This is a genomic window from Pseudomonas sp. RC2C2 (assembly GCF_018390435.1).
In the GTDB taxonomy this organism is placed as follows: Bacteria; Pseudomonadota; Gammaproteobacteria; order Pseudomonadales; family Pseudomonadaceae; genus Aquipseudomonas; species Aquipseudomonas donghuensis.
In genome coordinates this window covers 3,534,553-3,547,048 of sequence record NZ_JAHBAX010000001.1, presented here as the reverse complement: position 1 = coordinate 3,547,048, position 12,496 = coordinate 3,534,553, and the positions used below count along the sequence as shown (strand labels likewise).

Sequence of the window (12,496 nt, the reverse complement as noted above, 5' to 3'; positions counted from 1 at the left end):
CGCCCGCCCGTTCCACCTTTCGGAACCCGAACTATCTATGTCATCGCGTAAATTTGGTATCAACCTGGTGATAGTCATGGCAATCGCCGCGCTATTCACCGGGTTCTGGGCGCTGATCAACCGCCCGGTTTCCGCCCCCAACTGGCCGGAGCAGATTTCCGGCTTTTCCTATTCGCCGTTCCGCCAGGGCGAGAGCCCGCAAAAGGGCCAATACCCGAGCGAGGACGAGCTGCGCCAGGACCTTGAGCAGCTCAGCAAGCTGACCGACAGTATCCGGATCTATACCGTGGAAGGCACCCAGGCGGAAATCCCGCGCCTGGCCGAAGAGTTCGGCCTACGCGTGACCCTGGGGGTGTGGATCAGCCCGGACCTTGAGCGCAACGAGCGGGAAATCGAGAAAGCCATCGAACTGGCCAACAGCTCGCGCAGTGTCGTGCGGGTCATGGTCGGCAACGAAGCGCTGTTCCGCAAGGAGATCACCCCGCAGGCGCTGATCCAGTACATGGACCGGGTACGCGCCGCGGTAAAAGTACCGGTGACCACCAGTGAGCAATGGCACATCTGGAAGGAACATCCGGAGCTGGCCAAGCATGCCGACCTGGTCGCCGCGCACATCCTGCCGTATTGGGAGTTCATCCCGATGAAGGATGCCGGCCAGTTCGTTCTGGACCGTGCCCGCGACCTCAAGCAACAATTCCCACGCAAACCCTTGCTGTTGTCTGAAGTCGGCTGGCCGAGCAACGGCCGCATGCGTGGCGGCGCCGAGGCCACCCAGGCCGACCAGGCCATCTACCTGCGCACCTTGGTCAACAAGCTCAACCGCCAGGGCTACAACTACTTCGTCATCGAAGCCTACGACCAGCCATGGAAAGCCAGTGACGAAGGCTCGGTGGGCGCCTACTGGGGCGTGTTCAACGCCGCCCGCCAGCAGAAGTTCAACTTCGAAGGCCCAGTAGTGGCCATTCCGCAATGGCGCGTACTGGCGGTCGGTTCGGTGGTACTGGCGATGCTCTCGCTGACCCTGCTGCTGATCGACGGCTCGGCCCTGCGCCAGCGCGGCCGCACCTTCCTGACCTTCATCGCCTTCCTCTGCGGCTCGGTGCTGGTATGGATCGGTTACGACTATAGCCAGCAATACAGCACCTGGTTCAGCCTGACCGTGGGCTTTTTGCTCGCCCTTGGCGCCCTTGGCGTGTTTATCGTGCTGCTGACCGAGGCCCATGAACTGGCCGAAGCTGTATGGATTCACAAGCGCCGCCGGGAGTTTTTGCCGGTACAGGCCGACGCCGCCTACCGGCCGAAAGTCTCGGTGCATGTGCCGTGCTACAACGAGCCGCCAGAGATGGTCAAACAGACCCTCAACGCCCTGGCGGCGCTGGATTATCCGGACTACGAAGTCCTGATCATCGACAACAACACCAAGGACCCGGCGGTCTGGGAGCCGATCAAGGCCCACTGCGAGATGCTCGGCGAGCGCTTCAAGTTCTTCCATGTCGCGCCCCTGGCCGGCTTCAAGGGCGGTGCGCTGAACTACCTGATCCCGCATACCGCCAAGGACGCCGAAGTGATCGCGGTGATCGACTCGGACTACTGCGTCGACCGCAACTGGCTCAAGCACATGGTGCCGCACTTCGCCGACCCGAAAATCGCCGTGGTGCAATCCCCCCAGGACTACCGCGACCAGAACGAGAGCACCTTCAAGAAGCTGTGCTACAGCGAGTACAAGGGCTTCTTCCATATCGGCATGGTCACCCGCAACGACCGTGATGCGATCATCCAGCACGGCACCATGACCATGACCCGGCGCTCGGTGCTCGAAGAGCTGGGCTGGGCCGACTGGTGCATCTGCGAAGACGCCGAGCTCGGCCTGCGCGTGTTCGAAAAGGGCTACTCAGCGGCGTATTCCCACGAGAGCTATGGCAAGGGCCTGATGCCCGACACCTTCATCGACTTCAAGAAGCAGCGCTTCCGCTGGGCCTACGGCGCCATCCAGATCATCAAGCGCCATGCCGCAAGCCTGCTGCGCGGCAAGGACTCGGAGCTGACCCGTGGCCAGCGCTACCACTTCCTGGCCGGCTGGCTGCCGTGGATCGCCGATGGCATGAACATCTTCTTCACTGTCGGCGCCCTGCTGTGGTCGGCGGCGATGATCATCGTGCCGCAACGGGTCGACCCGCCGCTGCTGATCTTCGCTATTCCGCCACTGGCGCTGTTCGTGTTCAAGGTCGGCAAGATCGTGTTCCTCTACCGCCGCGCGGTGGGCGTGAACCTCAAGGACGCTTTCGCCGCGGCCCTGGCGGGCCTTGCGCTTTCGCACACGATTGCCAAGGCGGTGCTGTACGGTTTCTTCACCAGCAGCATTCCGTTCTTCCGTACGCCGAAGAACGCCGACAGCCATGGCTTGCTGGTGGCGCTTTCCGAGGCGCGTGAGGAGCTGTTCATCATGTTGCTGTTGTGGGGCGCCGCGGCCGGGATCTACCTGGTCCAGGGCCTGCCGAGCAATGACATGCGCTTCTGGGTGACGATGCTGCTGGTGCAGTCGCTGCCGTACCTGGCGGCGCTGATCATGGCCATGCTGTCGTCGCTGCCTAAGCCTGTGGATGCAGCGCAGCCGGCCCAGGCCTCCTGATCCTGAGATAACCTGTAGGAGCGGGCTTGCCCCGCGATGCGATGCCGGCCGAAAGTCCGCAATCGCGGGACAAGCCCGCTCCTACAGGGCTCTGAATTGCTATAAGATAACCCCCCTCGAATTCGTGCCCTGCCTTGCCCCGGAGTTCCTCATGACGGCCCCAGCCGACCTCTCGCCTACCCTTGAACTGGCCTGCGACCTGATTCGCCGTCCGTCGGTAACCCCGCTGGACTTCGACTGCCAGAAACAGATGATGCAGCGCCTGGGCGATGCCGGTTTCATGCTCGAACCGATGCGGATCGAAGACGTCGACAACTTCTGGGCCACCCATGGCACCCAGGAAGGTCCCGTGCTGTGCTTCGCCGGCCACACCGACGTAGTCCCGACCGGCCCGGTGCAGGCCTGGCAGAACGATCCGTTCGACGCCCTGATCGATGCCGACGGCATGCTCTGCGGGCGTGGCGCTGCCGACATGAAAGGCAGCCTGGCGGCCATGGTGGTGGCCACAGAGCGCTTCGTCGCCGACTACCCCAACCATCGCGGCAAGGTCGCCTTCCTGATCACCAGCGATGAAGAAGGCCCGGCCCACCACGGCACCAAGGCCGTGGTCGAGCGCCTGGCGGCACGCAACGAGCGCCTGGACTGGTGCATCGTCGGCGAGCCGTCGAGCACCAGCCTGGTCGGTGACGTGGTCAAGAACGGCCGCCGCGGCTCGCTCGGCGCCAAGCTCACCGTGCGCGGCGTCCAGGGCCATGTGGCCTACCCGCACCTGGCGAAGAACCCGATCCACCTGGCAGCTCCCGCCCTGGCGGAACTGGCAGCCGAACACTGGGACGAAGGCAATGCGTTCTTCCCGCCGACCAGCTTCCAGATCTCCAACCTCAACTCCGGTACCGGTGCCACCAACGTGGTGCCAGGCGAGCTGACTGCGCTGTTCAACTTCCGTTTCTCTACCGAGTCGACGGTCGAGGGCCTGCAACAGCGGGTTGCCGCCATCCTCGACAAACACCAGCTGGACTGGCACGTGGACTGGGCACTGTCGGGCCTGCCGTTCCTCACCGAGCCGGGCGATTTGCTCGACGCGGTATCGGCCAGCATCAAGGCGGTTACCGGCCGTGAGACCAAGGCATCGACCAGCGGCGGCACTTCCGACGGGCGCTTCATCGCCACCCTCGGCACCCAGGTGGTCGAGTTGGGCCCGGTCAACGCCACGATTCACCAGGTCAACGAGCGGATCCTGGCCAGTGACCTCGATGTGCTGACCGAAATCTACTACCAGACCCTGACCCGGTTGCTTGCCTGATGCTCACCTGCCCGATCTGTAGCGCCGCGCTGAGCACGCTCGACAATGGCGTGGCCTGCCCGGCCGGCCATCGTTTCGACCGTGCTCGCCAGGGCTACCTGAACCTGCTGCCAGTGCAGCACAAGAACAGCCGTGACCCGGGCGACAACCAGGCGATGGTCGAGGCCCGCCGCGACTTTCTCAACGCTGGCTATTACGCCCCGGTAGCCCGGCGCCTGGCCGAGCTTGCCGCTGAACGCGCACCCGAGCGCTGGCTGGATATCGGTTGTGGCGAGGGTTACTACACCGCACAGATCGCCCAAGCGCTGCCCGAGACCGATGGTTACGCCCTGGATATCTCCCGCGAGGCGGTCAAGCGGGCCTGTAAGCGCAACCCGGCGGTGACCTGGCTGGTGGCGAGCATGGCCCGGGTGCCGCTGGCCGATGCCAGCTGTCAGTTCCTGGCCAGTGTCTTCAGCCCGCTGGACTGGCAAGAGGCCCTGCGCCTGCTGAGCCCCGGCGGCGGCCTGATGCGCGTCGGCCCGACCAACGAGCACCTGATCGAGTTGCGCCACAAGCTCTACGATGAAGTGCGCGACTACGCCGACGACAAACACCTGGCACTGGTGCCAGCGGGCATGCAGCACGCCCATAGCGAAACCCTGAAATTCCACCTCAGCCTTGCCGATAGCAAGGCCCGCGCCGACCTGCTGGCCATGACCCCGCATGGTTGGCGCGCCAGCGCCGATAAACGCGCGCGCGTCATCGACCAGGCCGAGCCTTTCGAGGTCACGGTATCGATGCGTTACGATTACTTTGTGCGCCAAGACTGAGCGCACCCGGAGCCCCTATGCGCCAACCCGATATCGAGATTTACCTGAAAGACGCCGACGTCGACCACAAGCAGATCGCCGCCTGGCTCACCGAGGCACTCGGCCCGTGCAGCGATTGGCAACAGAAAGGCCAGACCTACAAGTGCAAGGCCGGTAACATTCCAGTTACCTGGTTACCGAAAGCTGTGGGCAAATGGAACAGTCTTTACCTGGAAAGCGACCAGACGCCGTGGGCAGACGACATTGAATGCGCTCGCGCCGCCTTTGCCGCGCTGAACGTCGAAGTGCGTTGCGCACCGGGCAGCTGGGTCGAGGAAGAAGGTGAAGAGGACGCCGATCGCTGGATCCGCATCAGTGCCGACGGCGAAGAAGAAATCACCTGGCGCACCAGCTGAAAGAACTTTTTCGAAAAGGCCCGCCCCGGTCGTCCGGCGGCGGGCCTTTTCGCTTCTGGGCCCAGGCTCGAGGCTTGTGGCCCGGCGCTTACAGCCCGACTACGTCTTCTGCCTGCAGGCCTTTCTGGCCCTGAGTCAGACTGTATTCGACCTGCTGCCCCTCGAGCAGGGTGCGATGCCCCTCACCCCGGATGGCACGGTAGTGAACGAACACGTCCGCGCCACCTTCACGCTGAATGAAGCCGTAACCTTTGGCGTCATTGAACCACTTTACACTTCCAGTCTCACGAGACGACATCTGAACTACTCCGGATTTTTATTTTGGAATCGCCTTGCATGCAGAGAGGTCACCACCCCCTGCCGACGCAGCTTGCCGAAATCTCTTGCAAGCGGCGGACCGAGTATATGACACACTTAAATTAATTTTCATGACCGGGGCGCTTTTTGCTGAACTTGCGCAGATACGGCACACTAGCCCACTGAGCAATTACTCGAAAATCTCATCCAGAGCACACACCGTATGACCCGTTCTCCCCTGCGCCGCCTGATCTTCGGCGCCCTGCGTCGCCTGTTGTACCTGTGGGTTCGCTCCGAGACCATCAACCAGTCATCCTTCACCTTGAACCTGGATCGCAGCCGGCCAGTGTTTTACGCCCTGCAATCGCCATCGCTGACCGACCTTGCGGTACTCGATCGCGAGTGCACCAAAGCCGGGCTGCCTCGCCCGGTACTGCCCGTAGCCGTCGGGACCCTGCAAGAACCTGCCGCGTTCTTTTACCTGACCCCGGAGCCAGACTGGCTTGGCCGTCACGACAAGCGCGGCGCCCCGCCCACCCTGGCACGGCTGGTCAACGCCGTCAGCCAGCATGCCGAGGAAGACGCGCAGATCATCCCCGTCAGCGTGTTCTGGGGCCAGTCGCCGGCCAGCGAATCCAGCCCCTGGAAGCTGCTGTTCGCTGACAGCTGGGCGGTTACCGGGCGCCTGCGGCGCTTGCTCACCGTGCTGATCCTTGGGCGCAAGACCCGCGTGCAGTTCTCGGCGCCGATCCATTTGCGCGAGCTGGTGCAGCACAACAAGGGCCACGAGCGCACCATGCGCATGGCCCAGCGGCTGCTGCGTGTACATTTTCGCAACCTCAAGACCGCCGTCATCGGCCCGGACATCTCCCACCGCCGTAACCTGGTCAAAGGCCTGATCCACGACCCGCTGGTGCGCCAGGCCATCGCCGATGAGGCCGAGCGCGAGAAGATCCCGCTGGCCAAAGCCGAAGCCCAGGCCCTGCGCTACGGCAATGAGATCGCCTCGGACTACACCTACACCGCCATCCGCTTCCTGGAAGTGGTGCTGAGCTGGTTCTGGAACAAGATCTACGACGGCATCAAGGTCAACCACATCGAGCAGGTGCAAGGCATCGCCCCGGGCCATGAAGTCATCTACGTGCCTTGCCACCGCAGCCATATCGACTACTTGCTGCTCTCCTACCTGCTGTTTCGCAACGGCCTGACCCCGCCGCATATCGCCGCCGGGATCAACCTCAACATGCCGGTGATCGGCGGCCTGCTGCGCCGCGGCGGGGCGTTCTTCATGCGCCGCACCTTCAAGGGCAACCCGCTGTACACCGCAGTGTTCAACGAATACCTGCACACGCTGTTCACCAAGGGTTTTCCGGTCGAGTACTTCGTCGAAGGTGGGCGCTCGCGCACCGGACGCATGCTGCAACCGAAAACCGGCATGCTCGCCATTACCCTGCGCAGCTACCTGCGCTCTTCGCGCACGCCAATCGTCTTTGTCCCGGTGTACATCGGCTATGAACGCGTGCTCGAAGGCCGCACCTACCTGGGCGAGTTGCGCGGTGCGAGCAAGAAGAAAGAATCGATCTTCGACATCTTCAAGGTCATCGGCGCACTCAAGCAGCGCTTCGGCCAGGTCGCGGTCAACTTCGGCGAGCCGATCCGCCTCGGCGCCTTCCTCGATCAGCAGCAACCTGGCTGGCGCGAACAGGAACACGGCCCGCAGTTCCGCCCGGCCTGGCTCAACGAGACCACCTCGCGCCTGGGCGAGAAAGTCGCCCAGCACCTGAACGAGGCGGCGGCGATCAACCCGGTCAACCTGGTGGCCCTGGCGCTGCTCTCCACCAGCCGCCTGGCCCTGGATGAACGTGCTCTGGCGCGGGTGCTGGACCTGTACCTGGCGCTGCTGCGCACGGTGCCCTATTCGCCGCACACCACCTTGCCCGAAGGTGATGGCCTGGCCCTGATCAGCCACGTCAAGGGCATGGACCTGCTGGCCGAACAGAGCGATGCGCTGGGCAAGATCCTCTACCTGGACGAGCAAAATGCTGTCCTGATGACCTACTACCGCAACAACGTGCTGCACATCGTCGCTCTGCCGGCCTTGCTGGCGAGCTTCTTCCAGAGCAGCTCGCGCATGAGCCGCGAGCTGATTCTGCAGTACACCCGGGCGCTGTACCCGTACCTGCAATCGGAGCTGTTCATTCGCTGGGAGCTCGATGAGCTGGACGCGGTCATCGACCAGTGGCTGGAGGCTTTCGTCGAGCAAGGCCTGCTGCGCTTCGAAAACGGCGTGTACCTGCGCCAGGCACCGAGTTCGCGGCAGTTCGTGCTGCTGACCCTGCTGGCCCGTGCCATCACCCAGACCCTGCAGCGCTTCTACATGGCCACCGCCCTGCTGCTCAACAGCGGCCAGCACACCCTGAGCGCCGAAGAGCTGGAAGACCTGTGTGTGATCATGGCCCAGCGCCTGTCGATTTTGCATGGCCTGAACGCCCCGGAGTTTTTCGACAAGACCCTGTTCCGCCACTTTATCCAGACCCAGATCGAGCAAGGCGTATTGCACCCGGATACCAACGGCAAGCTTGGCTATCACGCGAAGCTCAGCGAATTGGCCGAAGGCGCAGCCAAGCGGGTGCTGTCGGCAGAGGTGCGCCTGTCGATCCGCCAGGTGGCCCTGCATCGCAGCGAAGAAACCACCGAGACTGCGGCATAGGCCATACTGGCCTGAGCCTTTGGAGCTATACCCATTGACCCGGTTGGCGACCGTCCCAGCGGCGCCACCGATAAGGAGCTACTGATGAAGAAACTGTCCCTGATCCTTCTGGGCAGCCTGCTGGCCGCGTGCAGCAGCACCCCTGAAGCGTCCAAGGCCAGCCTGGATGGCGAAGTGTTCTACCTGCAGCGCATCGCCCTGCCGCCCGCCGCCACCCTGAGCGTCGCCCTGCAGGACGTGTCGCTGATGGATGCCCCCGCCGTCACCCTGGCCAGCCAGAGCGGCCCGGTCAAAGGCAATGTGCCGCTGCCCTTCCACCTGAGCTACGACCCGGCGCAGGTCAAGCCCGGTCACCGCTATGCAGTCAGTGCGCGGATCGAACTGGATGGCAAGCTGCTGTTCATCAATACCGAGCATCACGGCGTACAGCTCGACGGCAACGACCCGCAGCCGGTGCGCATCAAGGTCGATGCCGTTCGTTGATTGATTGTTTTTCCTTCGCATAAGGATGCTGCCATGTTTCGCCCAGCTCTAACCTTCACCGGCCTGTGCGCCGGCCTGCTGCTGTCGGCCAGCGCCCTGGCGCTGTCGCTCGGCGACCTCTCGCAGAAAGATGCCTCCACCGGCCTTAAAGACGCCCTGACCCAGGGCGCCCAGGTCGCGGTCAAACAACTGGGCACCCCCGGTGGTTTCAGCAATAACCCGGATGTGCGCATCGAGCTGCCGGGCAACCTTGGCAAGGTGGCCAAGAAGATGAAGACGTTCGGCATGGGCGCCCAGGTCGAGCAACTGGAATCCAGCATGAACAAAGCCGCCGAAGCGGCCGTGCCGCAAGCCCAGGCGCTGCTGGTCGATGCGGTGAAAAAAATGACCGTGGATGATGCCAAGGGCATCCTCAGCGGCGGCAATGACTCGGCCACCCAGTACCTGAGCAAGACCAGCCGCGAACAGATCCGCGCCAAGTTCCTGCCGATCGTCAAGAAGGCCACCGACCAGGTCGGCCTGGCCCAGCAGTACAACAACTTTGCCGGGCAAGCGGCGACCCTGGGCGTGCTGGATGCCAAGAATGCCAACGTCGAAGGTTACGTCACCGAACAGGCGCTCAACGGCCTGTTCGAGATGATTGGCAAGCAGGAACAAACCATCCGCCAGAACCCGGCTGCTGCGGCTACCAGCATCGCCAAGAAGGTGTTTGGCGCGCTTTGAGCCTCTCGCTCCAAAGGGCTGCTTGCGCAGCCCATCGCCGGCAAGGCCGGCTCCCACAATAGATCTGTGTCACCGCCCTCAGGCTTTCTTGACCCTGAACCACGCCGCATACAAGGCCGGCAGGAACAACAGCGTCAACGCCGTCGCCACGATCAGGCCGCCCATGATCGCCACCGCCATCGGCCCGAAGAACACGCTGCGTGACAGCGGGATCATCGCCAGCACCGCCGCCAGAGCGGTCAGCACGATCGGCCGGAAGCGCCTTACCGTCGCCTCGATAATTGCCTGCCAGCGGTCAAGCCCAGCGGCGATATCCTGCTCGATCTGGTCGACCAGGATCACCGAGTTGCGCATGATCATGCCCGACAGGGCAATGGTCCCGAGCATGGCGACAAAGCCGAACGGCTGGCGGAACACCAACAGGAACAGGGTCACGCCAATCAGCCCCAGGGGCGCGGTGAGAAACACCATCACCGTGCGCGAGAAGCTGCGCAATTGCAGCATCAGCAGGGTCAGCACCACGACGATGAACAACGGCACCCCGGCGTTCACCGACTTCTGCCCGCGGGTAGAGTCTTCCACCGTGCCGCCTACCTCCAGCAGGTAGCCATCGGGCAGTTCGGCACGCACCGGGTCCAGGGTCGGCAGGATCTGCTGGACCAGGGTCACCGGTTGTTCTTTGCCGTAGATGTCGGCGCGCACGGTGACATTGGGCAGACGGTTGCGGTGCCAGATGACGCCCTCCTCAAAGCCGTATTCCAGGGTCGCCACCTGAGACAGCGCCACACTACGGCCATTGTCGGTCGGCACCGCCAGGCTTGGCAGGTTGGCAAGCTCGCTGCGCTCCTGCTGGGTACCGCGCAGGAGGATCTCGATCAGCTCGTTGTCCTCACGGAACTGGCTGACCGCAGAGCCGGTCAGCGAGCTTTGCAGAAACTTCGCCAGGTTCGCCGTGCTCACTCCCAGGGCGCGGGCGCGGTCCTGGTCGATGTTCAGGTAAACCACCTTGCTCGGCTCTTCCCAGTCGAGGTGGACGTTGACCACATGGGGGTTCTCACGAACCTTGGCCGCCACTTTGCGGGCCAGGGCGCGGACTTGCTCGATATGCTCGCCGGTGACCCGGAACTGCACCGGGTAGCCCACGGGCGGGCCGTTTTCCAGGCGCGTGACCCGCGAGCGCAGGTCGGGGAATTGTTCATCGAGGGTGGCGATCAGCCAACTGCGCAGTTGTTCACGCTCCTCGATTGTTTTCGCCAGCACCACGAACTGGGCGAAGCTTGGCGCCGGCAGTTGCTGGTCCAATGGCAGGTAGAAGCGTGGCGAACCCGTGCCCACATAGGCTACATAGTTGTCGATGCCGGCGCGTTCCTTGAGCAGTGCTTCCAGACGTTTGACCTGCTCGGCGGTGTTACTCAACGAGGCGCCTTCGGCAAGCTTGAGGTCGACCATCAGCTCCAGGCGCCCGGAGGCCGGGAAGAACTGCTGGGGCACGAAGCGGAACAACAAAATGCTGCCGATAAACAGGGCGATGGTTGCCAGGATCACCGTCTTGCGCCGCTCCACGCACCAGCCGACCAGGCGCCGCACGCGCTGGTAGAACGGTGTGCCATACGGATCTGGCCCACCTTCGGCAGTGCCATGCTTGGCCGCGTGCAGCTTGGCCAGGTCCGGCAGCAGGCGCTCGCCCAGATAGGGCACGAACACCACCGCGGCAATCCACGAGGCGAGCAAGGCGATGGTTACCACCTGGAAGATCGAGCGGGTGTATTCACCGGTGCCGGACTGCGCGGTGGCAATCGGCAAGAAGCCTGCGGCGGTGATCAAGGTGCCGGTCAGCATCGGGAAGGCGGTGCTGGTCCAGGCATAACTGGCGGCCTTGAGCCGGTCGAAGCCCTGCTCCATCTTGATCGCCATCATTTCCACGGCAATGATCGCGTCATCCACCAGCAAGCCCAGGGCCAGCACCAGCGCGCCAAGGGAAATCTTGTGCAGGCCGATGCCGAAGTAGTACATGGCGGCAAAGGTCATCGCCAGCACCAGCGGGATCGCCAGCGCCACCACCAAGCCGGTGCGCATGCCTAAGGAGAAGAAGCTCACCAGCAAAACGATGGCCAGCGCCTCGACCAGCACCTGGACGAACTCGCCCACACCGGTCTTCACCGCCGCCGGCTGATCGGACACCTTGCGCAGCTCCATGCCGGCCGGCAGGTTGTGGGCAATGCGGGCGAACTCGGTTTCCAGCGCCTTGCCCAGTACCAAAATGTCACCGCCGGCCTTCATCGATACCGCCAGGCCGATGGCGTCCTCCCCCATGAAGCGCATGCGCGGCGCGGGTGGGTCGTTGAAGCCCCGGCGCACCTCGGCAACATCGCCGATACGGAAGGTGCGATCGCCCACCCGGATCGGGAACTGCTGGATCTGCTCGACCGTGGTAAAGCGCCCGCTGACCCGCAGTTGCAGGCGCTCGCTCGGCGTCTCGAAGAAGCCTGCAGTGCTCACCGCATTCTGCTCTTCCAGCGCCTGCTGCACCGCCGCCAGGGGCAGGCCGAGGGTGGCCAGCTTGAGGTTGGACAGCTCGATCCAGATCTTCTCGTCCTGCAGGCCCAGCAGCTCGACCTTGCCGACGTCCTTGACCCGCTGCAGCTGGATCTGCACGCGGTCGGCGTAGTCCTTGAGCACGGCGTAGTCGAAGCCGTCGCCGGTCAGCGCATAGATATTGCCGAAGGTGGTGCCGAATTCGTCGTTGAAGAACGGCCCCTGGATACCCTGGGGCAAGGTGTGGCGGATATCGGCGACCTTCTTGCGGATCTGGTACCAGAGCTCGGGGATGTCGGCCGAATGCATCGAGTCGCGGGCCATGAAGGTGACCTGCGATTCACCAGGCCGCGAGAACGAGACGATCCTCTCGTACTCGCCGGTTTCCATCAGCTTCTTTTCGATGCGTTCGGTGACCTGGCGCGAGACTTCCTCGGCGCTGGCGCCGGGCCAGAGGGTGCGAATGACCATGGCCTTGAAGGTAAAGGGCGGGTCTTCGCTCTGCCCCAGTTTGGTGTAGGACAGTGCGCCGACCACGGCCAGCAAAATCATCAGGAACAGCACGATCTGCCGATTGCGCAGGGCCCAGGCGGAAAGGTTGAAACCCAT

At 63.4% G+C, this 12,496-nt stretch carries 9 protein-coding genes; 7 read left to right on the top strand and 2 right to left on the bottom strand.

Annotated elements, in window-relative coordinates; translation table 11 throughout:
* Positions 1 to 37 precede the first annotated feature (37 nt).
* The 4 genes from KHO53_RS16335 (at position 38) to KHO53_RS16320 (ending at position 5,139) form a co-directional block, all read left to right on the top strand.
* On the top strand, positions 38 to 2,629 hold the full coding sequence (locus KHO53_RS16335; RefSeq protein ID WP_036994069.1) for a glycosyltransferase: 2,592 nt from the start codon (positions 38 to 40) through the stop codon (positions 2,627 to 2,629).
* A gap of 151 nt (positions 2,630 to 2,780) precedes the next feature.
* Positions 2,781 to 3,932, top strand: coding sequence for a succinyl-diaminopimelate desuccinylase (gene dapE / locus KHO53_RS16330; RefSeq protein WP_010224867.1), 1,152 nt, complete (start codon positions 2,781 to 2,783; stop codon positions 3,930 to 3,932).
* Positions 3,932 to 4,744, top strand: coding sequence for a putative RNA methyltransferase (locus KHO53_RS16325; protein ID WP_213570518.1), 813 nt, complete (start codon positions 3,932 to 3,934; stop codon positions 4,742 to 4,744). Before dapE ends, KHO53_RS16325 begins: the two co-directional genes overlap by 1 nt.
* A 17-nt stretch (positions 4,745 to 4,761) precedes the next feature.
* The gene (locus KHO53_RS16320) at positions 4,762 to 5,139 is read left to right on the top strand and encodes a hypothetical protein (RefSeq protein ID WP_010224869.1); all 378 of its coding nucleotides are present in this window, start codon (positions 4,762 to 4,764) and stop codon (positions 5,137 to 5,139) included.
* A gap of 88 nt (positions 5,140 to 5,227) precedes the next feature.
* Here the strand turns inward: KHO53_RS16320 and KHO53_RS16315 are convergent, their stop codons facing one another.
* Positions 5,228 to 5,437, bottom strand: coding sequence for a cold-shock protein (locus KHO53_RS16315; protein WP_009395290.1), 210 nt, complete (start codon positions 5,435 to 5,437; stop codon positions 5,228 to 5,230).
* 222 nt (positions 5,438 to 5,659) lie between these two features.
* Between KHO53_RS16315 and plsB the strand changes: the two genes are divergently transcribed.
* The 3 genes from plsB (at position 5,660) to KHO53_RS16300 (ending at position 9,352) form a co-directional block, all read left to right on the top strand.
* The gene (plsB, locus tag KHO53_RS16310; protein WP_213570517.1) at positions 5,660 to 8,146 is read left to right on the top strand and encodes a glycerol-3-phosphate 1-O-acyltransferase PlsB; all 2,487 of its coding nucleotides are present in this window, start codon (positions 5,660 to 5,662) and stop codon (positions 8,144 to 8,146) included.
* Between the two features lie 84 nt (positions 8,147 to 8,230).
* Complete coding sequence (locus KHO53_RS16305) at positions 8,231 to 8,629, top strand: YbaY family lipoprotein (protein ID WP_010224875.1); 399 nt, start codon at positions 8,231 to 8,233, stop codon at positions 8,627 to 8,629.
* Positions 8,630 to 8,662: 33 nt separating this feature from the next.
* Positions 8,663 to 9,352 carry a DUF4197 domain-containing protein gene (locus KHO53_RS16300; RefSeq protein WP_010224876.1) on the top strand — a complete coding sequence of 230 codons (690 nt, stop codon included), beginning with the start codon at positions 8,663 to 8,665 and terminating at the stop codon, positions 9,350 to 9,352.
* Positions 9,353 to 9,430: 78 nt separating this feature from the next.
* Here the strand turns inward: KHO53_RS16300 and KHO53_RS16295 are convergent, their stop codons facing one another.
* On the bottom strand, positions 9,431 to 12,496 hold the full coding sequence (locus tag KHO53_RS16295; protein WP_213570516.1) for an efflux RND transporter permease subunit: 3,066 nt from the start codon (positions 12,494 to 12,496) through the stop codon (positions 9,431 to 9,433).